This is a genomic window from Campylobacter concisus, assembly GCF_003048445.1.
Lineage (GTDB): Bacteria > Campylobacterota > Campylobacteria > Campylobacterales > Campylobacteraceae > Campylobacter_A > Campylobacter_A concisus_BF.
On the sequence record NZ_PIQW01000012.1, the window covers coordinates 47952 to 68564 of the forward strand.

A 20613-nucleotide genomic window follows, 5' to 3' on the forward strand; every position below is an offset into this window, starting at 1 on the left:
AACATTGCAAAGGAGCATTTTATGCGAAGTCATTATTGCACCGATCTTAGCAAAGCTGATATCGGCAAAGAAGTAATACTTTGTGGCTGGGCAAACACATATAGAGACCACGGTGGCGTCGTTTTCATCGATTTAAGAGACGTTAGCGGGCTTATACAATTAGTTTGTGACCCTGCTGACAGCAAAGAAGCACACGACGTGGCTGCAAAAGTAAGAGATGAATATGTCTTAAAAGCAAAAGGTAAAGTAAGAGCTAGGGGCGAAGGGCTAACCAATCCAAAGCTAAAAACTGGCGAGATAGAGGTGATAGTAAGCGAGCTCATCATCGAAAATCCAAGCGAGCCACTACCATTTATGATAGGTGATGAGAGTGTAAATGAGGACATCAGGCTAAAATACCGCTTTTTAGATCTTAGAAGCGAGCGTTTGCAAAATATCTTTAAAATGCGTTCTCGCGCAGCGATCGCAGCTAGAAACAGCCTAGATAAAATGGGCTTTATCGAGTTTGAAACTCCAGTTTTAACACGCGCAACTCCAGAAGGTGCGAGAGACTACCTAGTGCCAAGCCGCGTGTATCCAGGCCAATTTTACGCGCTCCCGCAAAGCCCACAGCTATTTAAACAACTTTTGATGTGTTCTGGCTTTGATAAGTATTTTCAGATAGCAAAATGCTTCCGCGACGAGGACTTAAGGGCTGATCGCCAACCAGAATTTACTCAAATAGATATCGAAATGAGCTTTGTCGAGCAAGAAGATATCATAAATATGGCTGAGACGATGTTAAAAGATATCTTTAAAGCCTGCGGACACGACATCAAAACGCCATTTAGACGTATGAGCTACAAAGAGGCGACTGAGACTTACGGCTCGGATAAGCCTGATCTTAGATATGATCTAAAAATGATCGATGTGATCGATATTTTTGAGCGCTCAAGCAATGAAATTTTTAGCTCTATCGCAAAAGATAAGAAGAAAAACCGCATAAAAGCACTAAAAGTGCCAAATGGCGACAATATCTTTAGTAAGCGCGAGATGAATAGATTTGAAGAATTTGTACGTAAATTTGGCGCACAAGGTCTTGGCTACTTCCAGATGAAAGAAGATGGTTTAAAAGGTCCGCTTTGCAAATTTTTCGAGCAAAGCGATCTTGACGAGATCGTCTCAAGATGTGAGCTAAAAGTTGGCGATGTCGTATTCTTTGGTGCTGGCAAGAAAAAGATCGTGCTTGATTATATGGGACGATTTAGAATTTTCCTAGCTGAGCAAATGGGTATCATCGATCAAGATAGACTTGAGTTTTTATGGGTGCTTGACTTCCCGATGTTTGAGCAAAATGACGATGGCAGCTACTCTGCGATGCACCATCCATTTACAATGCCAAAAAATATAGACGAGCCTGATCTTGAAGATATCCTCTCTATCGCTCACGACGTCGTGCTAAACGGCTTTGAGCTTGGCGGCGGAAGTATAAGAATTCACAAAAACGACATCCAACAAAAAGTCTTTAAGCTTCTTGGCATAGATGAAGCCGAGCAGCGTGAGAAATTTGGCTTCTTGCTTGATGCCTTGACATTTGGTGCGCCTCCACACGGTGGTATCGCGATCGGCTTTGACAGACTAAATATGCTTGTAAATAAAGCAAGCTCGATCCGTGACGTCATAGCCTTCCCTAAAACACAGCGCGCTCAGTGCCCACTCACAAAGGCACCAAGCTACGCTAGTAACGAACAACTTAGGGAGCTAGGACTAAGGATAAGAGAAAAAGAGCAAAAGAATTAAGATTTTTGCAATAAATTTAGACTTTTAGATGTCTAAATTTGAGTTATTTTAAAAATTTAAATTTTTGAGATGAATTTGGATGTTGTGCAGAAAATTTCATCCCAAAGCTAGACATATAGTCTGCTGCAGGGTGAAATTTTCAAACTCATTCAAAGGCGCTCAAAAAATATAAAAAAGGGAAAAAATGAAGAATTTATTTTTAATCATCGGCGCTCCAGGCAGCGGCAAAACAACAGACGCATCGATCATCGCACAGCATGATGAGAAATTTGCACACTTTTCAACTGGCGATCTTTTAAGAGCTGAAGTCGCAAGTGGTAGCGAGCTTGGCAAACTGATAGACGGCTTTATCTCAAAAGGAAATTTAGTCCCACTTGACGTTGTTGTAAATGCGATCGTATCAGCTATCAAAAGCTCAAATAAATCAAATATCATAATCGACGGCTACCCAAGAAGCGTTGAGCAAATGACTGAGCTTGACAAAGTCTTAAGCGAGCAAGATGAAATTTCTCTAAAAGGCGTCATCGAAGTGGATGTTAGTGAAGATGTGGCAAGAGCTAGAGTGCTTGGCCGTGCAAGAGGCGCTGATGATAACAACGAAGTCTTTAACAACCGCATGAAAGTATATCTTGATCCGATCAAGCCTATCCGCAAGTTTTACAGCGAAAAAGAGCTACTTCACGTAGTAAATGGCGAACGCGGCATCGACGAGATCGTAGCTGACATCAAAAATTTACTAGCTAAACTTATATAACTCACAGACCTTGCATCAAAAGGTGCAAGGCTCTTTTTATAAAACTTACCTTTCATTAACATCAAAAATGTAATATCCTTTGAAAATTTCACAACCAATTTTAAAAGGATAAAAATGAAAAAAATCATCATCGCTTCACTAGCTGCTAGCATCGCAATGGCTGGAGGTTTCGCATCAAAACACTCAAGCGAGACGATAAGCGTAAAAGAGGCTTTTAAGCTTAATGATAACGCAAAAGTCATACTTTAGGGCAAGATAAAGTCACACATCAAATCAGACAAATATGAATTTGTTGATAAAAATGGCGACATTATCGTTATTGAGATAGGCGACAAAAAGTGGGGTAATGTAACAGCCAACGAGGATACACCTTTAAGGATAAGAGGCGAAGTGGATAAAGAGCTTACAAAAACAGAAATCGATGTCGATAGCGTAGAGGTTATAAAGTAAGTTAAGTCATTTTTTTGCATCTAAGTTTTATCCGTGTTTAATAGAAAAAGAATTAAAATCACATCATAAATTTGCTTAGACAAGGAGGCTTAAATGGCAAAAACAGCATATTTATCTTTACTGATCGGAGGACTTGCTGTGCTATGTTTTAGCGGTTGTGCTAGAGCTGGGCTAAATACACCTTTACACAACACGAGTGGTGTAAAATACGATAATGCGTATGCTTTGTGTAAAAATGGTCAAAATGATAAAACAATAGAAGCCAAGATAAATGAGTTGCTTGAAAAAAATATGAAAAAAGGCAACGATCTTGAAATTTATTGTGAGGTTACAGAGTATGTGGAAGGCAATCGTGCTTTGAGATACTTTGTAGGTTTTGGAGCAGGTCGTGGCAAAAGTATGACATTAGTAAAACTAGTAGACACAAATACAAAACAACAAGTAGCCGACTTTAAAGTTGAAGGAGGTTTGACAATGGGTGCATTTGGTGGAGATTCACAAGGCATGCTTAATGAAACTGGTGAAACCATCTTTAAGCAAGTAAAAGATAATTTTCTTAAATAAAAATTTTTAACATAAAGGACAAATATATGGATGTTTCAAAGATTAAATTTGGCTCAAACCCAGACAAAATCAATGCCGTAATCGAAATACCTTATGGCTCAAATATCAAATATGAGATCGACAAAGATAGCGGTGCGGTCGTAGTTGATCGTGTGCTTTACTCAGCGATGTTCTACCCAGCAAACTACGGCTTTGTGCCAAACACACTTGCAGCTGACGGCGATCCAGCTGATATTTTGGTGCTAAACGAGTATCCACTCCAAGCTGGTAGCGTCATCCCTTGCCGCTTGATAGGCGTTTTGGTGATGGAGGATGAAGCAGGTATGGATGAGAAGCTTTTGGCTGTGCCAGTTACAAAGATCGATCCAAGATATGAGGCGATAAAAAGCTACGAAGATTTGCCAACTGCGACACTAAATAAGATCAAAAATTTCTTTGAAACTTATAAAATTCTTGAGCCAAACAAATGGGTTAAAGTGAAAGAATTTAAAGACGCAAACGCTGCAAAAGAGATTTTAGACGCTGCGATAAAAAATTATAAATAATTTAAAGCCCTATTTTAGGGCTTTTTCTTTTTAAATTTTGTTCGTTTTATACGCCATATTAAAAAGGCTATTTTTATATTTAGATAAGCTTTTTCTTGTATAATACGATTTTCTTTCAACTGTGGGTTCATAGCTCAGTTGGTTAGAGCATCCGGCTCATAACCGGATGGTCCCAGGTTCGAGTCCTGGTGAACCCACCACCTACTTTATCAACATTAAAAAATTAAAAATTTTTCATCATTTTTCCTTAGATTTTAAAATATTTTTAAAATACAAAAAATGTTTAATAGCCCAAAATTTAAGCCAAAATTTCTAAGCTCTTTCTAAAATTTCCTTTCGTTTTTGCCAATCAGGCATATAAAGCGTTAGATAGTCATAAAATTTCTTTGAGTGATCAGGATAGAGAAGATGCACTAGCTCGTGGAATACAACATACTCGATGCACGCTCTTGGCTTTTTGATAAGCTCTATGTTTAAATTTATATATGATTTATATGGATTGCAACTCCCCCACCTCGTCTTCATCTGCCTTATTTTTACGCTTTTTATATCTTGTTTTACTATCTTGTTAAACCCTTGCAAGATATTAAAAAAACAGAGCATCGCCTTTTCATGATACCACTCATAAATCAAATTTTCTTTTCGCTTTATGTCGCTTTTATCTTTTACAAATAGCTCCAGGTAGCCCCTTTGAAGCTTTACGCGCTCCTCTTTAGACTGCACCACTTTTAGCCTATAACTTCGCCCAAGATACTTAAAATCCTCGCCGCTTACGTATTCTTTTTGGCTCGTCTTAAACGAGGCAAAAAACGTGCGCTTTTGTGCTATCCACTTGGCTCTTTTTTGCATGATAAATTTTATATGCTCATCGCTTGCCGTTTTTGGCGCGGTTAGGATAGCTTCGCCATTTGGTCTAACTTTTAAAGTGATATTTTTTACGTCTTTTCGGACGATTTTTACGTCACTTTGCATAAAAGCTTATCCCTATGCCTCGGATAGTTTGGTAAATTTTCTCTTTCTCATCGATAGAAACGTCGTATTCGTCCTCTATCTCCCAAAGTGCATCCTCCATCTGGCTTGTTATCTCGTTTTCCACGTCCATATTTTTGTGCCATTCTGGTTTCTTTGAGGCTTTTTCATAAATTTCATAAAATTTCATACTCAAATTTTTAGCGACCGTCTCTATATCCGCAAGCCCCACGTTGCCTAAAATATCAAGCAAGTTATCATAAATGGCAAACAAAATTTCCTTGCCGTTAAATTCTTTTGGATATCTATCTTCGTTTGGCTTTAAAGCACCAGTTATTAGGTCTTTTAGCAGTTTTGCTTTGGCAAGTTTTTCCTCTTCGCTTAGCCTTTTTGCTTTATACTCGTCGATGATATCTTGTATCTGCTGCGCTATTGATTTATAAAACGTCGGATTTGAGTCCATTTTCTCTTTTACCACCGCGCTTACGGCACTGATGATCGTATCAGCCTTTGCGTTTTTACCCTCGACCCTTTGCACCTCATCGTCAAATTCCGTCTCAAAGATATTTACGAGCTTCGTAAGCTCATTGACCCCTTGTGCATTTACGTAAGTATCAAGCAACTTTTGCATCTGTGCTTCGTATTTGCCAAAGTCGCAAGCCTCATGATATCTTAGTTGCACCGCCTTTCTTAGCTCGTTATAAAATTTAACCCTTTGTTTATAGGCTTTTATCTCCTCTTCGCCTAATATGTCATAAATTTTCTCGCTAGAAAGCGCTAGTTTAAACGTCCTAGCAAACTGCGATAGCCACTCTTTAAAGTCGTCTCGTTTTTGCGCGTCTTCTAAAACCGCCACGTAGCTTTCCAGATCATCTTTAAATTTCACGCCTCTAAAAAGATCGTCTAAATGGGTATAGTAGGTCTTTGCCTTTATGATCTCACTTCTTACGTCTATCACGGCTCCAGTTATATCTTCTGGGTCAAAACCGCTTAGCGACGCATAGCTAGTAAGCGCCTGATCAAGCTCACCTAAAAGCCCCCTATAATCAATAATATAGCCATAATCTTTTCCGTCATGAAGCCTATTTACTCTAGCTATGGCTTGGAGTAGATTATGCTCTTTTAGCTGTTTATCTATATAAAGTGTGCTTGCTCTTGGCGCGTCAAAGCCAGTTAAAAGCTTATCCACAACAATAAGCAAGTCTATCTCGTCGCCATAAATAAATTCATCCTTCACATGCTTTAGATACTCTTCCTCGCTACCATAACCCTTTATAGTCTCTTGCCACGCCTTTGCGACATACTCTTTATGCCCGCCCTCAAGCTCCTCGTGCTCGTTGCTGGATATTACATAAGCACTTTTTATCTCTCCAAATTCCTCAAATATCTCATGATATTTTATAGCGTCATATTTTCTTTGCGTTGCCAGCATCGCCTTAAAGCCACTTTTTTTCAAAGTATTTTTGATGTGCTCATTTATATCCACAGCTATTAGCTCCAGCCTTTGCTCGCTTGATGCCACACGCTCAAACCTCGCCCACTTTTGCTGCAAGTCCCTTTTTGCCTCATCGCCAAGCTCTCTTGATATGAGGTCAAATTTCCTAGTTAGCCCCTCAGGGTCTAGCACCTCTTGACCCACATATCGCCCTTCATAAAGTAGCGGCAACACAGCTCCGTCTTTTACCGCGTCATCTATCGTATATCTATGAATTTCTCCACCAAATTTCGCAAAGCTATTTTTCTCACGTTTTAAAATAGGAGTGCCCGTAAATCCTATATAACAAGCAAGAGGCAACGCCTTTTTCATAGCCTTATGCAGATCGCCGCCTTGCGTGCGGTGGCTCTCATCCACTAGCACGAATATATCGCCGTCTCTTATCACTACCTTTTGGTTTTTCACCTTTTCAAATTTATGCACGAGCGTAGTTATCACGCTAACGCCGCTTTGTAGCTTCTCTATCAGATCGCTTCCGCTACTTGCTCGCCCTGCTTTCACGTCCGTATTTTCAAAAGTCTCGTGTATCTGCCCATCTAGATCTATTCTGTCAGTTACGACGATGATCTTTGAGTTTATGTAAATTTGCTTTAAAAGCTTTGTTAGCATCACCATCGTGAGCGACTTGCCGCTTCCTTGCGTGTGCCAGACGAGTCCGCCCGCTCTTGCTCCGTCTTTTTTCGCCGATACCCTCTTTAGCGTCTCTTCGATAGCGAAAAACTGCTGATAGCGGCAAACCTTTTTCATTTTCTTATCAAACACTATATAGTGCCTAACTAGCCTTAGTAGCCTATCTTTAGATAGTAGCGCAAAGAGCGTCATATCAAGCGCACTTACCTCTCTACCATTTATCACGCTTTTTAAGCTCTCTTTTGCTTTTGCTTCGTCTTGTTCTTTCCACACGCTATAAAATTTAAACGGCGTGCCAGTTGTGCCATATCTTGCCCCACTTCCGTTTGCCGCGATAGTTAGCTGGATGTATTTAAAAAGGTGCGCTATCTCATCTTTGCCCTGCTCTTTTTCAAGCTGCTTTATGCCGTTTTCAAAGCTCACGCTTGATTTTTTAAGCTCGATCACGACTATTGGTATGCCGTTTATAAAAAGCACGAGATCGGGTCTTCTGTGTTTTTGCGCATCGCTCTGGCTTACTCTACTTACTTCAAATTCTTCAGTCACGTAAAAGTCGTTGTTTTGTAAATTTTCAAAGTCTATAAATTTAAAAGAGAAGCTTCTTCTCGTCCCATCTTCTAAATTTTCTTCTAAACTGGTGCCAAGCAAGAGTAAATTTGTGATCCTTTCGTTTGCGACCATTAGCCCTTCGTTTAAAGATACCTCAGCTAGCTCATCGACCGCTTTTAAAACGCTACTTTGGCTAAATTTATACCTCTTGCCCTTATACTCATAGCTATTTATCTCGCCAAGCTTTTGGGTCAAAATTTCCCTAAACAAAACCTCGCTAGTTTTACCGCCACGAAGCTTTAAATTTTCCTCCCTGCTTATAAATTTATAGCCCAAGCTTTGAAGTAAATTTATGCTGTTTTGCTGGATCTTATTTTCTGAAGTATCTGGGGTCATTTGGTATCCTTATTTGACTAACTTCTCTTTAAAGATTTTTTTACAATGTCATTATTATCGTATTTATTAGTATTACTAATATCATTCAATAAAAACCTCAATGTCTCTTTAGTCTCTTCATCTATCTCATCTTTTTTAAAGCGTATAACAGAGAAAAAATCATCATCTAACTTATCAAAATTTTTCTCCAGTAAATCCGCAGTGTGCTCATTTTTATTTTGATTTAGTTTCGCTATTTTAGCTGTTCCAATATAATTTCCATTATTCCATATATAAAACGAGGTTTGATATCTGTGGTCATCCCATGAATATTTTTTTAAATATATTTTATTTGTTTTGTTAGTGTCTTCTAATTTAAATCCTTCCGTTTTAAGAACACTTAAATAATATTGTTTATCTCTTACTTGATTATTGGATTTTTGTATGTTTATTTCTGCAGTATTTTGCTTATTATATATTTGCAATTTTCCATTTGTTAAATTTAAACTAATTCTATCTATCGTAGATTTTATAATAGCATCTATCTCCGATCCGTCAGTATAGTCAGCTTTAGCAATATAATTAACTCTATTTTGCTCCAAAAGCGTTTTGGCAGTCTCTTTATTTTCATCATAAACAGCAACTGAAGTTCCACCATTGGTTTTTAGCAACTTCATAGCTGGAACATCAGTTTCTCCATCACCTATATATATCATGTTCTCAAATAAAATACGTCTTTCATTCTCTGGTATATATTTATTAATTAGTTTATTGTCCCAAGCGTTAAGAATTCCTTTGCTTATCCTGTATAAATATTGAGTTTTTGTCGTATAGTTAATTGCCAAAGCTGGCCAAGTCGGTTTGCCGTATTCATCATACATAAATGATGACGCATAAATATTTTTAAATTTATTCGCTATAGTCGTTCCATCGATCATTTCTTTGGTACCTGATGATACTATATAATGCTCAATCGATATCCCCTTTTGTGCAGCATAATCATTAATCCTTTCAAAAAACTCTTCCACACCGTTAAAGTATTTAACAGTTTTACCGTGTTTGCTAAGCTCCTCTCTTGTAATTTTTGCACCAGCACCATCTGCTTTTTTCACAATCAAATACATATATGACAATATCTCATCCATATTGTTTTCTTCAGATAGTTCCTTTACGTTGTTCCAAAAATCTTCTTTTTTTATACATAGTGTTGTTGGTATAAAAGAATTTTCTTGTATATTGCCTCTTGCTAGTGTTCCGTCAAAATCATATGCGATTGCCATTATTACATTGCTTTTTTCGCATAACATGTTCTCGTTTCTCCTTTTAGTAGTTTTTGCATTAAGTCTTGTTTTTGTTTTTTCAAATTTTCTAGCTTTAAATTTAGTAAATTTATTTTATTTTGTTGAGTTGCATATTTCAATGTGATATCGTTATTCATCTTCCGTTCCCCTCCTTGGCTCAACTCCAAATCTTTCTCTATATGTTCTAAAAATGAACATTGCCATTGTTCCAGCCAAATTTACTGCCAGCTCACTATGTCTCTCTAATGGTTTCATATTTTTACTAGCCCTACCATGTGCGTCTCCAAGTTTGTTTCTTAGCTCACTAAGTCCAGTGACAATACCACTCATGCCACCTAAAATTTGTTTAAGAACATCTTCTTGATATTGTTCTGGTGAAAGATTTAAAATCTTAGCTACTTTTTTATACAAATCATGCATATTTACATTTTTATTATTGTATTCAATTCCCTGTTTAGTAAGCATGTATTTAAACAAATCCTCCAAAAGCGTTCTAGAAAGTGTTATAGCACCCTCAGGATCATTTTTTTTACGTTCCAACGCCTTTTTCCATCTCTCTTGTATATATTTTATATCAAATACGACTTCATCTTGCAAAACGGATTTTTCTGCAAATTCTAACTCATCCAATAATTTTCCAAATTCATTCCACAAAAACTCTCGTCTTGGCTGATAACCTTCTGTTTTTTTAATAAAAGCCCAAAATTGATCTATGGTTCTGCAAGTAAGAATACATTTAGGAAGCTTATCTTTTAAATTTTGTCTTTGAAGTATTCTTGCTCTGACATATTCATAGTCGTCAAAACTGCCACCAGTTGCACGAGATATTAATCCATTTTGGAGATACTGTACTATTTCAAAATCATTCAAATCATCTATAGTTTTTGTTTCATACATACCTTGCTCTCACCTTTCCGCTTAATAGTTTTTGCATCAAGCCTTGTTTTTGTCTTTTCAAATTTTCTAGCTTTAAATTTAATAAATTTATCTCATCATCGCAAGCCGTTAAAACCTCTGCAATTTTTTGTTGCTCTTTTAAATTTGGAAGCTTTATTTTTAAATTTTCTATTGTCCTTTTGCTAAGCCCAAGTTGTGCCGTACCGCTAACTTCCCTTCTAATTTTTTTATTAATCAAATCGGAATTAATTAAATATGCTAAAAAATTGCTATTTTCTGTTGTTTTTATCCTAAAAATATGATCGCTTAAAACATAAGTATTATCTTTATCTATCACAGCAACCTTGCCTATAATTTTACCGCCACCAATATCATCTTTTGGCATAACCAAATCACCAAAATCTAAAAAATCTTGACTTAAATTTGTTGTTTTTGTCAAATTTAATAAACCATCTTGTGTAATACTACCCATATCTACAATATAAAATTTTCCGTCACCAATAAATCTACTCTTTGAAGTTCCAGCAGAAATATCGCAAATTTCACCAAGCTTTGTTTCTTTCCACTCATCTTTGAACTGGGGAAAACAGATCTTGGCTGTGAGTAAATTTTGCATAAGAGCTTTTTTAAACTGCTTTTTGCTTTCTATCAAATTTATAGTTAAATTTATAGCCTCATCCCAAGTAGATAAAATTTCCGCTATCTTTTTTTGCTCGTCTAGTGGCGGAAGTTTGATTTTTAAATTTAATAAATTTGATTTTGAAATCCCCAAAACAGAAATGCCTGTGGCTTTTTTCTTTAGCTCTTTTGCAACCCAAGGCTCGTAAAGAATATATCCTTTATAACCATCTGTGAAATAATCGCCTTTATCTCTAAGCAAAAAAGTATGTAGCCCAGCAACCGCCTTGTGTTCTAAATTTTTAATTTCCACGCTTTTTGCGATATCTATATAATCTTCCGAAGCATCGGCAATGACCAAATCTCCATTTTTGATAAATTCTGGCTTGTCCCCCAACTTGCTTTGATGTATTTTTGGCAAAGAGGCAACACGAAAATCTAAGTAAAATTTATATTTTTTATGTATTTCCCCATAATGGATATATGAAATTTCATCATAATCATTTAGACTTTCACGTGAATTTGTATAAGTTTTTAAAAAATCAAAAACATCCCCAAGCCTTACGACCTTCCATCCGCTTGGTAAATTCTTAAATTCGCTCATAGCCCAAGCTCCGCAAGATACTCGCTCATCTTGCTTTGAACGCTTTTTAGTTCGGCTTCTAGGCGTGAAATCTCTTTTTTAGTCGCCTCGATATCCACAAGCTCTTCTTCTTCAAATGTATCGACGTAGCGAGGGATGTTTAGGTTGTAGTCGTTCTCTTTTATCTCGCTAAGGCTTGCTAGGTGGGAGTATTTTTCTATCTCACTTCTGTTTTTGTAGGTAGTGACTATCTTTTTTATATTTTGCTCGGTTAGCGAGTTTTGGTTTTTGCCTTTTTCAAATTCTTTGCTAGCGTCGATAAACAACACATCTTCGTTTGCGCGGTTTTTCTTAAAAACGAGTATGCAAGCAGGGATGCTCGTGCCGTAAAATAAATTTGCCGGTAGCCCGATGACTGCGTCTAGTAAATTTTCTTCGATTAGCTTTTGGCGGATCTTGCCCTCATTTGCCCCGCGAAATAGCACTCCATGCGGAAGCACGACACCAATTTTGCCGCTGTTGTTTAGACTTTTTATCATGTGCACGACAAATGCGTAGTCGCCCTTGCTCTTTGGCGGCAAAGCGTAGCTAGCAAATCTCATAAAAGGATCGTTCACGGCAAAGTCAGCGCCCCATTTATCTAGGCTAAATGGGGGATTTGCCACGACTATGTCAAATGTCTTTATAAGATTGTCTTGTAGATGAAGCGGGTTTCTGATCGTGTCGCCCCACTCGATCACGGCGTCATTTATCTCGTGCAAAAACATATTCATCTTGCAAAGTGCGTGAGTTTGGCCGTTTTTCTCCTGTCCATAAAGGCGGAAATTTTTGCTGCCAACCTCTTTTGAAGCCTTGATAAGAAGCGAACCAGAGCCGCAAGTAGGATCGTAGATCATATCGCCCTCTTTTGGCTCAACCAGCTTTGCAAGAAGCGTCGAAACCTCGCTTGGCGTATAAAACTCTCCGCCTTTTTTGCCCGCGTCGCTTGCAAAATGAGCTATAAGATACTCGTATGCGTCGCCTATTATGTCGTTGCCTTCAAGCATAGAGGGGCGAAGATCTAGCCTAGTGTCACTAAAGTCCTCAAGTAAATTTTTCAAGATAGCGTTTCTCTCTTTTGTGTCACCAAGCTTGTTTTTGTTATTAAAGTCTATGCTTCTAAAGATGCCTTCAAGCTTATCTCTGTTGTCCTCTTCGATCTTTTCTAGCGTTTTGTTCATTATCTCGCCTAAATTTACGGCCTCTTTGTGCGCCAAAAGATACTCAAAAGTGCAGCTCTCATCAAGCTTAAATTTCTCTTTCTTTAGCTTTGCTTCGATCCTCTCGCTCTTCTCGCCATACTCGGCTTTAAGCAATTCAAGCTTTTCTTTGTAAAAATCAGATAGATACTTGACGAAAAGCATAGTTAAAACATAGTCTTTATAGTCGCTTCCGTCCATCGTGCCGCGAAATGTGTCGCAAGCTTTCCAAACTACGTTATTTATGGTATCTTGAGTGGTCTTTTGCATTTTAATTCTCCTCTTTTTTTATCAAATTTTCAAATATGCTTTTGTGGTATTTTTGCTTTTGGGCTGCTAAATTTTGTAAAATTTCGCTCTCCTCGCGAGCTAAATTTAGGTATTTTACTATCTTGTTTTGAGTTTGCAAATTTACAAGCGGTATTTTTAGATTATTTATACTTGCAACTCCTATCATCGCTATGGTGGTGCCTGAAACATCTGGTGCAAGGGCTCTTTTAACGGCGCTGCTGTTTAGATAATGCGCCACAAAATGCGGATCAAATTTAGCGTTTTTAACTCTTATGCAAACCATCAAAGATGTGTAGATAAGATCGTCATAGTCCTTGTCTATATAAACGGCGAAATTTGGCTCTCTAAGCCGCAACAAAATATCGCCACGGCTCACTTTATACTCATCGCTTATTTTTTCGCTTGATATGAACTCATCGGCAAATGTGTCATCAAAAAGCGCATTTTCATTAAAGGACTTTAGCGAGACTACTTTATAGCGAAATTTCTCATCTACGTTTTTGTCCGCCTTTTTGCGGATTAAAACTAGACCAGTTTTTATCTCAGATATGTCGCTTATTTTTATCATTTCAAGATGCCCCTTTCTGTATTATTTTAAAAATAATACTAATGCTTTTATGACCGAAGTATATCAAAAAAGATAAAAACTGACAATACATTTTTATATTATTTCAAAAATAATACATCAAATCGACGACTAAATTCTTAATTATTTTTTAAACGATAAATTTACTTTAGCAAATTTACCTCTGCGTTTTTTAAATTTATCTCGATTTTTAAGCTAGCATTTGGCTATAATCACTCAAATTTAGATTGCGGTCGCAATTTACATTTGCATAAATTTACCTTCAACTACCATTTTTGCAAATTACAAAAGTCAAATTTCACAAGTTTCGCGTGCCGAAAATATCAAATTTACATTTCTAAATCCCAAAAGGAGATTTCGTGGAATTAAAACAAACCGGTATATCACGCCGTGGCTTTTTAAAAGGTGCTTTAGCCACAGCGGCTATTGCCACGCCGCAAACGATGCTGGCTGGCTTTACGCCATTTAAATCTGACTCGCTTCAGGTTTGGTCGTGCGGAGGCTTGTCTGAAGCATTTAATGAGCTAAACGCCATTTACGAGTCAAGAACAGGGCACAACATCCAATACACAGGCGCCTTTGCTGGCGCTCTTGGCAAGTCGCTTTTAGCACTTCAAAGCACGACCGAGCTCTTTGGAGCAAGGGTTTTAGAGCTTTCTAAAAAACTTCGCAAAGCTGGTCTTAGCCTTCATTTTAGACCGCTATGCTTTACTGACTACGTCCTAGTCGTGCCAAAAGGCAACCCTGCTGGCATTCGCGACTTAAAAGACCTTGCTGAGCCAGGTGTTAGAGTGATGCTGCCTCTTAGATCATCGCCCCCTGGCAGTGGCCCAGTCAAAGGGATCTTAAAAAACTCAAACCTAACTGATGCGGTGATGAAAAACATGGTCGCAAACGGATCATGCGTCATAAATATGATGTGCGAGCTAGTTGATGGCAAGGGCGATGCTTCGATCATCGAAAAGCGCCTGACAACGCACGATAGGTTTAAAGATAAGATCGAGTATATGCCCATCGATGAAAAGCTCATCCCGCCTGGACCGCTCACTTTTACGCTAAATATAATGAAATATGTAAAAGATGAAAGGCTCGCAAATGACTTTGCAGACTTTGTTTGCGGCACTGAGGGGCAAGAAATTTTTGAAAAACATGGCTTTACCTCCATTTATTCAGCGCGTGGGCTAGAGCTTATTGAAAGGTTTGGTGTAAAAGATGTGTAGTAGCTGTAATAGCGCATGCTCTAATAGTAGTGCATGCGGCAATGTAAATTTAAAAAAGAAAAGCAAAAACTCTCCAACAACAAAGATAAGACGCCTAGTGCAGCTCATCTTTATAGCAGGCATCGGACAATGGGCGTATTACGGCATTTTTAGATGCCCTTTTGTAGTGCCTTTTGTAAATTGCCAAAACTGCCCTATCATCACCTGTTGGGGGCGGATCACGTCGCTGTTTTTTGGATTTTGGCTATTTATCCCAGCGCTTGTCATCCTCTTTGGTAGGGCATTTTGTGGCTGGGTCTGTCCAGCTGGCTTTGTCAATCAAATGCTTGGTAAATTTGCCTTTTCCAAGCTAAAAATTCGCAGCAAAAAGCTGATAATCGCTCAAATAGGCATGCTAATTGCCATAGCAATCAGCCTTTGGGTCTATTTCGTCTGGGGCAATCCTCGCATGATGATACCTATAAGAACGAGCGATGAGTACCTAACCGCCGTTACTTTGTCACTTCGCTTTGGCGAGTGGGAGTGGGTCACTCGCACAGCAGTCATCATCTCAGTCATGCTAGCCTCGCTAATCATAGCTAACCTTTGGTGCCGTTTCGTCTGCCCATCAGGTGGCGTGCTTGAAATTTTGCGTAAATTTTCGATATTTCGCGTCTATAAAACAAGCGCCTGTGACGACTGCGACGCATGCTTGCGCAAGTGCGAAATGGGGACAAGACCTGATGAGATAAACTGCACAAACTGCGGAGACTGCCTCAATGTCTGCCATGCAAATGCCATTAAATTTGGAAGGAAAAAGAGCTAATGATCTTTCGCACCAAAGCTGATCTAGATAACCACCCATGCTTTAACAAAAAGGCCTCCGCCAGCTACGGACGCGTGCATCTGCCAGTAGCACCTCACTGCAACATCCAGTGCAACTTCTGCAACCGCATATATGACTGCGCTAATGAAAATCGCCCTGGCGTAACGGCAAAGGTGCAAACACCAGATGAATCGGTGAAATTTTTAGAAAAGCTCTTTAAATTTAGACAAGATATATCTGTTATCGGCATCGCTGGACCAGGTGATCCGATGTGCGATGCTGACAAGACGCTAGCGACCTTTGAAAAGTGTAAGTCCCACTTCCCAAACGCCCTGCTTTGCCTCTCGACTAATGGCCTAGCGCTGCCTGAGCACGTTGATGAGATCGTGCGTATTGGCGTGAGCCACGTGACAGTAACTGTTAATGCCGTGACGCCAGATGTTGGCTCGAAAGTCTATTCGTGGGTGAGATATGAAGATAAAAACTACTACGGCGAAGAGGCTGCTAGGATACTGCTAGCGCGCCAGGACGAGGGCATCCGCAAGCTAAAAGAGGCTGGCATGCTAGTAAAGATAAATACCGTCGTCATCCCTGGGGTCAATATGGACCACATCCAAAGCATCTCGGCAAAGGCAAAGCAGTGGGGAGCTGACATAATGAACTGCATGGCGATGATACCGGTGCATGGCACCCCTTTTGAAAATTTAAAGTCCCCTTCAAGTGATGAAATTCACTACATCCGCAGATCGATAGGTGGCGATATAAACCAGATGACGCACTGCAATAGGTGCCGCGCTGATGCATGCGGGAAGCTTAGCGAAAGATAACGATAAAAGGCACTAAATTTAGTGCCTTTTTGCATTTTGGTTTTTGAATTTTTGTTTTTTGTTTTTTGTTTTTTGCTCGCGTGACTTTTGGTTTCTTGTGTGCTCGTAGATCGTGCGCCTTTGGCTCGCGGCTCTTGGCTAAATTTTGTAAAGCTTGCTAGATATCAAAGTTATAAAAGGCATAGAAAAGAGTGGTTAAATCGTAGCCAGAGTGAGTTTTACTCAAAGACAAGGTGGCGAAATTTTCTTTACATTACTTTACATCTTTTTGCAAGCCCTTTTAAAAGCCGTTAAATAGGCTTTTAAATCACACGTCTTAATATTTTAGCTCAACCGTTACTATCTTCATCCATCTCACAGCCTTGATAGTTTTGTGTTTATAAATAAACGCCATTTTGTGTGAAATTTAAATTCGCTCTTATATTTGTTTTACTCTTGCATAAATTTTGTCTTAGCAAACTACCTAAATTTATGCTTGCTTTAAATTTACAAGCTCAAATTCTGCCCAAAATTCGCTTCCAGCTCCTGCTTCGCTTTTTACGCCAAGCTTTGCGCCGTGAATTTTAGCTATATTTGCAGCGATGGCCAGCCCTAGTCCACTGCCTCTGTTTTGGCTTTTGTTTCTTGAGCTTTCAACTTGGTAAAATTTATTCCAGATTAGCTCGATATCTTTTTTAGAGATGCCTAAGCCATCGTCTTTTACAGACAAAAGCGCGTGTGTTTTTGTGAGACTTAAATTTAGCTCGATCTTAGCTTCTGCAAATTTTAGCGCATTGCTTAAAAAGTTATCCACCAGCCTTGATATCATCAGCTCGTTGCCAAGTATTTGGACATTTGGCGCTACAACGCAGCTAAATTTTAGCCCCTTTGCACTTGCTAGCTTCTCATAGTCGCTGGCTAAATTTTGCAAGATAAAGCTTAAATTTATATCTTTTAGCTCCAAATTTCTGCCAGCCTCCAACCTCGAAAGCTCTAAAATTTGATCTATCAGCGAGGTTATCTTTCTTGACTGCCTAGAGATGACCTCTAGCGACTCCTTGGCCTCGCCCAAATTTTGCGCATAGCTCGCAGCGTAGTCGCTCTCAGCCATGATGACAGATAGCGGTGTTCGCAGCTCGTGCGAGACGTCTGAGGTGAGCTGTTTTTCGCTTTGATAGACCTTTTCAAGGGAGTCGAGCATCTGGTTAAAAACGCTTGCGAGCGCGTGCAGCTCGTCTTTGCCAGCAGGCAGGTCTATGCGCTTTGAAAAGTCCCTGCTGCTGCCTATCTCAAGGGCAGTTTTTGACATCGTAGCAACTGGTTTCATTGCATTTTTTATCGTTTTATAGCCGCCGTAAAGCACAAAGAGAAATAAAACCGGCACAAAAACGCCAAGAGCTAGTAAAAATAGCCCCTCTTTTTTAAAAAATTTCTCCGCATTTATCACGCCTCTGACCCAGACCTCTTTGCCTTTAGCTGCGATATCGTAGTAGTAAAAGCGGTTTTCGCCCTCTTCATAAAGCCGCACCGCACCGCTGTTCATCTTAAGTGAAATTTGAAAGTGTTTTGGCGCTAGACCGCCAACTACATCGCCTTTCGCGTTATATTTTATAAAAAATATCCCATCATCGTATGGCTCAAACTCATCCATATCATTGGCGATTTTGGTGACTGATTTGGCTAGCTTTTTTTGGCTCACGTCCTCAAAAACCTCATCCGCCACGACCGCCGAGATAGCAATTAAAGCCGCCACGATAACGATGATAAAAAACGAGTACCAAAGCGTTACGCGCGCCGTTATTGGGATGTTTGCAAGGGCTTGTTTAATCCTTAACAACATAGCCAAGCCCTCTTTTAGTCTGGATCACCTCGCACTCACCAAGCTTTTTTCTTATGTTTTTTATAAGCACATCGATGACGTTTGAGCCGCCTGTGTAGTCAAAGTCCCAGACGTGCTCTTTGATCTGGTCGCGAGTTAAAATTCTGCCCTTGTTTAGCATCAAAAACTCTAAAATTTCATACTCTTTGCCGGTGAGCTCTACCCGCTCGCCGCTAAATTCGACTGACTTTTTAGAAAGGTCGATCTTTAGCTCGCCTGCGTAAATTTCATTCGCCACGTTGCCGCTGTTTCGGCGAATGAGCGTACGCACCCTAGCTAGCAGCTCCTTAAAGTCAAATGGCTTGACCAAGTAGTCATCCGCACCCGCGTCAAGCCCCTTTACAACGTCATCCACATCGTCCTTTGCTGTTAGTATCAGCACAGGCGTGGCAAGCTTTGCGGCGCGCGATCTTTGCAAAAATGTAAGTCCGTCCATCACTGGCATCATCAGATCAAGTACGATGAGATCGTAGTGCGCGACGGCGGTAAAGTCCATCGCCTCCTCGCCGTTAAACGCGCTATCTACGCTATATCCGTTTTTCTTTAGGTGCCTTGTGATGACGCTATTTAGGTCCATTTCGTCCTCAACGACTAAAATTTTCATCCCTGCCTTACCTGCCTCACTTGGTTTTGCCAGCTATTTTATCAAATTTGGCTTTTTATTTTTAGATTTAAAATTTCGCCATTTGCTGCGCCTATCTTAAAATCATACAAAAAGCCATTAAATTTAGCCCTTGCGTCATAAAAATACTCCGCTCCAAGTGTGCCAAAACTTTGTTTTTTAGCTAGATAGATCGGCGAAAATTCCACATCCTCTGGCTTTGTTTTTAAGCGCTCTAAAATGAGCTCTTTAACTCTTTCTGGCAAGATGCAAGCCACTCTTTCAAATTTGGCCTGCTCTTCATTTATCTTAGATAGCTCAGCCCTTTGCGCCCCGTCTTTTAGGCAGTTTGAAACGTTTGATAGCCACACTCCAGCCTTGCCAGCGTAGATGAGCGCATCCGCTACGCCTTGAAGCGAGAGTTCAAGCGCTTTTTTAAAGAAATTCTGAGCTTCGCATTTCGGAGCTGCTTGGCTTAAAATTTCTGCGCTACTGCTTTCTTCACTAGGATTTTTGTCCAAATTTTCAGGCATTTGCTCGCTCTTGCCTAAATTTTCGTAACTATTTTTATTAGTAACAGCCTCGGCATTTTTGCTTAAATTTTCTCTCGCGCTTTGGCTAAAATTTTCGCTCAAATTTTTCTCTAAACCCTGCTCACCAACGTTATCGTTTAAATTTTGATCTAAATTTTCACTCATCTTTTTCACCTTTATAAAAATTTAACGCTCAAAAAGGGCGTTAGATCACTTTGTGTAATTATCGATTATTTCGCCAGTTTGAGCGTTTATGATCACTTTTTTCTCGCTCCTGTCGCGTTTAAGCTCTACTTTGTATATCCAAACACCATTTTTATTATCAAGCTCTGCCTCATCAAGGCTCCAGCCAGCCTCGAGCGCTTGAGCTTTAGCCACAGCCTCGTCGATGCTAAGAGCAAATTTTGAAAAATCTACTGCTTCGATTGGCAAGATATGTTTTTTATTTTTATTCTCTACTTTAACGATCTTACCGCTGTTAGCATCGATCTTGATCTCTTGTTTGACACCATCTTTAAATGACTCTATCTTGTAAAAAGTCACGCCCTTCTTGACGTTCATCTCGATGTCTTTAACGCTTGAGCCTGGAAAGTTTTTCTCAGCTATATTTAAAGCATCCTTTGATGTGATGGCTGCTTGCAAACTTGTTGCTCCTAAAATTGCTGCTAAAACTGCTGCACCTAATACCTTTTTCATTTTTGATCCTTTTGTTTTTGATTTCCAACTTTCGTTTGGATGAGCGCATTATAAAAACCTAAAATGAAGCTAGGATGAATGAAGAAAATTATTTTAACTTCGCCAAAGATTAATATCTAATAGCATTTTGACTACAAATCAGAACGATATAATTTAAAACAACAAATAAAGCTGAGGGGAAATAAAGGGAAAAATACAAAAAATAAGAAAAATTAAAGTTCTTGAAACATCGTTAAAATCGGGGTTTTAAAAGGATTTTTTAAGAAGAATGGCTCCGGATGCTGGGTTCGAACCAGCGACCAAGTGATTAACAGTCACCTACTCTACCGCTGAGCTAATCCGGAACACTTAAAAGAAGTCGTATTATAGTTAGCAATCATTTAAAAATAGCTTAAATAACTAAAGAATAGAGAATTTATATTAAAAATAATTTAGGGGCAAAGCGCCCC

Annotated in this window: 21 protein-coding genes and 2 tRNA genes; 10 read left to right on the forward strand and 13 right to left on the reverse strand. The window is 39.2% G+C overall.

Annotated features, from left to right (window positions below; translation table 11 throughout):
• Window positions 1-21 precede the first annotated feature (21 nt).
• The 7 genes from aspS to CVT14_RS08315 all read left to right on the forward strand — a co-directional run bounded on the left by aspS (window position 22) and on the right by CVT14_RS08315 (window position 4292).
• A complete protein-coding gene (aspS, locus tag CVT14_RS08290; RefSeq protein ID WP_087582554.1) occupies window positions 22-1779 on the forward strand; it encodes an aspartate--tRNA ligase in 1758 nt (585 codons plus the stop codon).
• A 184-nt stretch (window positions 1780-1963) separates the two neighbouring features.
• Complete coding sequence (locus tag CVT14_RS08295; RefSeq protein ID WP_004317610.1) at window positions 1964-2533, forward strand: adenylate kinase; 570 nt, start codon at window positions 1964-1966, stop codon at window positions 2531-2533.
• A 114-nt stretch (window positions 2534-2647) separates the two neighbouring features.
• Window positions 2648-2782, forward strand: coding sequence for a hypothetical protein (locus tag CVT14_RS10975; protein WP_265094441.1), 135 nt, complete (start codon window positions 2648-2650; stop codon window positions 2780-2782).
• 6 nt (window positions 2783-2788) lie between these two features.
• Entirely contained in the window at window positions 2789-2983 is a 195-nt protein-coding gene (locus CVT14_RS10865; protein ID WP_265094442.1) for a NirD/YgiW/YdeI family stress tolerance protein, read from the forward strand.
• A gap of 93 nt (window positions 2984-3076) precedes the next feature.
• Window positions 3077-3547, forward strand: a complete 471-nt coding sequence (locus tag CVT14_RS08305) for a DUF4410 domain-containing protein (protein WP_021089725.1) — start codon at window positions 3077-3079, stop codon at window positions 3545-3547.
• Between the two features lie 26 nt (window positions 3548-3573).
• Window positions 3574-4092, forward strand: coding sequence for an inorganic diphosphatase (gene ppa / locus CVT14_RS08310; RefSeq protein ID WP_009294194.1), 519 nt, complete (start codon window positions 3574-3576; stop codon window positions 4090-4092).
• Between the two features lie 123 nt (window positions 4093-4215).
• Window positions 4216-4292, forward strand: a tRNA-Ile gene (locus tag CVT14_RS08315).
• 112 nt (window positions 4293-4404) lie between these two features.
• On the opposite strand, the gene CVT14_RS08320 is transcribed toward CVT14_RS08315, so the two are convergent.
• From CVT14_RS08320 to CVT14_RS08350, 8 genes are read right to left on the reverse strand one after another with little or no spacing between them, the layout of a single operon-like run.
• A complete protein-coding gene (locus CVT14_RS08320) occupies window positions 4405-5064 on the reverse strand; it encodes a M48 family metallopeptidase (protein WP_021089731.1) in 660 nt (219 codons plus the stop codon).
• Window positions 5054-8131: a type I restriction endonuclease subunit R gene (locus CVT14_RS08325; RefSeq protein ID WP_107850101.1), complete on the reverse strand. Its 3078-nt coding sequence runs from the start codon at window positions 8129-8131 to the stop codon at window positions 5054-5056. Before CVT14_RS08325 ends, CVT14_RS08320 begins: the two co-directional genes overlap by 11 nt.
• Before the next feature lie 17 nt (window positions 8132-8148).
• Complete coding sequence (locus tag CVT14_RS08330) at window positions 8149-9390, reverse strand: haloacid dehalogenase-like hydrolase (RefSeq protein ID WP_199907332.1); 1242 nt, start codon at window positions 9388-9390, stop codon at window positions 8149-8151.
• A gap of 2 nt (window positions 9391-9392) precedes the next feature.
• Complete coding sequence (locus CVT14_RS10660) at window positions 9393-9548, reverse strand: hypothetical protein (RefSeq protein ID WP_159071751.1); 156 nt, start codon at window positions 9546-9548, stop codon at window positions 9393-9395.
• Entirely contained in the window at window positions 9541-10308 is a 768-nt protein-coding gene (locus CVT14_RS08335) for an abortive infection family protein (protein ID WP_107850103.1), read from the reverse strand. Before CVT14_RS08335 ends, CVT14_RS10660 begins: the two co-directional genes overlap by 8 nt.
• Window positions 10301-11530 (reverse strand): restriction endonuclease subunit S, encoded by a 1230-nt coding sequence (locus tag CVT14_RS08340; protein WP_107850104.1) that lies wholly within the window; start codon window positions 11528-11530, stop codon window positions 10301-10303. Before CVT14_RS08340 ends, CVT14_RS08335 begins: the two co-directional genes overlap by 8 nt.
• Window positions 11527-13017, reverse strand: coding sequence for a type I restriction-modification system subunit M (locus tag CVT14_RS08345; protein WP_107850105.1), 1491 nt, complete (start codon window positions 13015-13017; stop codon window positions 11527-11529). The genes CVT14_RS08340 and CVT14_RS08345 overlap by 4 nt, the downstream gene beginning before the upstream one ends.
• A 1-nt stretch (window position 13018) precedes the next feature.
• Window positions 13019-13606, reverse strand: a complete 588-nt coding sequence (locus tag CVT14_RS08350) for a restriction endonuclease subunit S (RefSeq protein WP_107850106.1) — start codon at window positions 13604-13606, stop codon at window positions 13019-13021.
• A 377-nt stretch (window positions 13607-13983) separates the two neighbouring features.
• On the opposite strand from CVT14_RS08350, the gene CVT14_RS08355 reads away from it, so the two are divergent.
• Genes CVT14_RS08355 through nifB form a run of 3 tightly spaced genes read left to right on the forward strand, consistent with a single transcriptional unit; the run spans window position 13984 to window position 16476 of the window.
• Window positions 13984-14844: a substrate-binding domain-containing protein gene (locus CVT14_RS08355; protein ID WP_021084303.1), complete on the forward strand. Its 861-nt coding sequence runs from the start codon at window positions 13984-13986 to the stop codon at window positions 14842-14844.
• On the forward strand, window positions 14837-15649 hold the full coding sequence (locus CVT14_RS08360; RefSeq protein ID WP_021089762.1) for a 4Fe-4S binding protein: 813 nt from the start codon (window positions 14837-14839) through the stop codon (window positions 15647-15649). Before CVT14_RS08355 ends, CVT14_RS08360 begins: the two co-directional genes overlap by 8 nt.
• A complete protein-coding gene (gene nifB, locus CVT14_RS08365) occupies window positions 15649-16476 on the forward strand; it encodes a nitrogenase cofactor biosynthesis protein NifB (RefSeq protein ID WP_021089752.1) in 828 nt (275 codons plus the stop codon). Before CVT14_RS08360 ends, nifB begins: the two co-directional genes overlap by 1 nt.
• Before the next feature lie 469 nt (window positions 16477-16945).
• Here nifB and CVT14_RS08375 read toward each other — a convergent pair whose 3' ends face one another.
• The 5 genes from CVT14_RS08375 to CVT14_RS08395 form a co-directional block, all read right to left on the reverse strand.
• Window positions 16946-18295 carry a sensor histidine kinase gene (locus tag CVT14_RS08375; RefSeq protein ID WP_021089771.1) on the reverse strand — a complete coding sequence of 450 codons (1350 nt, stop codon included), beginning with the start codon at window positions 18293-18295 and terminating at the stop codon, window positions 16946-16948.
• Window positions 18279-18938 carry a response regulator transcription factor gene (locus CVT14_RS08380; protein ID WP_021089750.1) on the reverse strand — a complete coding sequence of 220 codons (660 nt, stop codon included), beginning with the start codon at window positions 18936-18938 and terminating at the stop codon, window positions 18279-18281. Before CVT14_RS08380 ends, CVT14_RS08375 begins: the two co-directional genes overlap by 17 nt.
• Window positions 18939-18979: 41 nt before the next feature.
• On the reverse strand, window positions 18980-19633 hold the full coding sequence (locus CVT14_RS08385; RefSeq protein ID WP_107850107.1) for a hypothetical protein: 654 nt from the start codon (window positions 19631-19633) through the stop codon (window positions 18980-18982).
• 45 nt (window positions 19634-19678) lie between these two features.
• Window positions 19679-20164 carry a PepSY domain-containing protein gene (locus CVT14_RS08390; protein ID WP_107850108.1) on the reverse strand — a complete coding sequence of 162 codons (486 nt, stop codon included), beginning with the start codon at window positions 20162-20164 and terminating at the stop codon, window positions 19679-19681.
• A gap of 269 nt (window positions 20165-20433) precedes the next feature.
• A tRNA-Asn gene (locus CVT14_RS08395) sits at window positions 20434-20508 on the reverse strand.
• Window positions 20509-20613 lie beyond the last annotated feature (105 nt).

Excerpts from the sequence above, each read along its gene's own strand:
- aspS (WP_087582554.1), top strand. The coding sequence starts at position 22 with ATGCGAAGTCATTATTGCACCGATCTTAGCAAAGCTGATATCGGCAAA.
- CVT14_RS08295 (WP_004317610.1), top strand. The coding sequence starts at position 1,964 with ATGAAGAATTTATTTTTAATCATCGGCGCTCCAGGCAGCGGCAAAACA.
- CVT14_RS10975 (WP_265094441.1), top strand. The coding sequence starts at position 2,648 with ATGAAAAAAATCATCATCGCTTCACTAGCTGCTAGCATCGCAATGGCT.
- CVT14_RS08305 (WP_021089725.1), top strand. The coding sequence starts at position 3,077 with ATGGCAAAAACAGCATATTTATCTTTACTGATCGGAGGACTTGCTGTG.
- ppa (WP_009294194.1), top strand. The coding sequence starts at position 3,574 with ATGGATGTTTCAAAGATTAAATTTGGCTCAAACCCAGACAAAATCAAT.
- CVT14_RS08320 (WP_021089731.1), bottom strand. The coding sequence starts at position 5,064 with ATGCAAAGTGACGTAAAAATCGTCCGAAAAGACGTAAAAAATATCACT.
- CVT14_RS08325 (WP_107850101.1), bottom strand. The coding sequence starts at position 8,131 with ATGACCCCAGATACTTCAGAAAATAAGATCCAGCAAAACAGCATAAAT.
- CVT14_RS08330 (WP_199907332.1), bottom strand. The coding sequence starts at position 9,390 with ATGGCAATCGCATATGATTTTGACGGAACACTAGCAAGAGGCAATATA.
- CVT14_RS10660 (WP_159071751.1), bottom strand. The coding sequence starts at position 9,548 with ATGAATAACGATATCACATTGAAATATGCAACTCAACAAAATAAAATA.
- CVT14_RS08335 (WP_107850103.1), bottom strand. The coding sequence starts at position 10,308 with ATGTATGAAACAAAAACTATAGATGATTTGAATGATTTTGAAATAGTA.
- CVT14_RS08340 (WP_107850104.1), bottom strand. The coding sequence starts at position 11,530 with ATGAGCGAATTTAAGAATTTACCAAGCGGATGGAAGGTCGTAAGGCTT.
- CVT14_RS08345 (WP_107850105.1), bottom strand. The coding sequence starts at position 13,017 with ATGCAAAAGACCACTCAAGATACCATAAATAACGTAGTTTGGAAAGCT.
- CVT14_RS08350 (WP_107850106.1), bottom strand. The coding sequence starts at position 13,606 with ATGATAAAAATAAGCGACATATCTGAGATAAAAACTGGTCTAGTTTTA.
- CVT14_RS08360 (WP_021089762.1), top strand. The coding sequence starts at position 14,837 with ATGTGTAGTAGCTGTAATAGCGCATGCTCTAATAGTAGTGCATGCGGC.
- nifB (WP_021089752.1), top strand. The coding sequence starts at position 15,649 with ATGATCTTTCGCACCAAAGCTGATCTAGATAACCACCCATGCTTTAAC.
- CVT14_RS08375 (WP_021089771.1), bottom strand. The coding sequence starts at position 18,295 with ATGTTGTTAAGGATTAAACAAGCCCTTGCAAACATCCCAATAACGGCG.
- CVT14_RS08380 (WP_021089750.1), bottom strand. The coding sequence starts at position 18,938 with ATGAAAATTTTAGTCGTTGAGGACGAAATGGACCTAAATAGCGTCATC.
- CVT14_RS08385 (WP_107850107.1), bottom strand. The coding sequence starts at position 19,633 with ATGAGTGAAAATTTAGATCAAAATTTAAACGATAACGTTGGTGAGCAG.
- CVT14_RS08390 (WP_107850108.1), bottom strand. The coding sequence starts at position 20,164 with ATGAAAAAGGTATTAGGTGCAGCAGTTTTAGCAGCAATTTTAGGAGCA.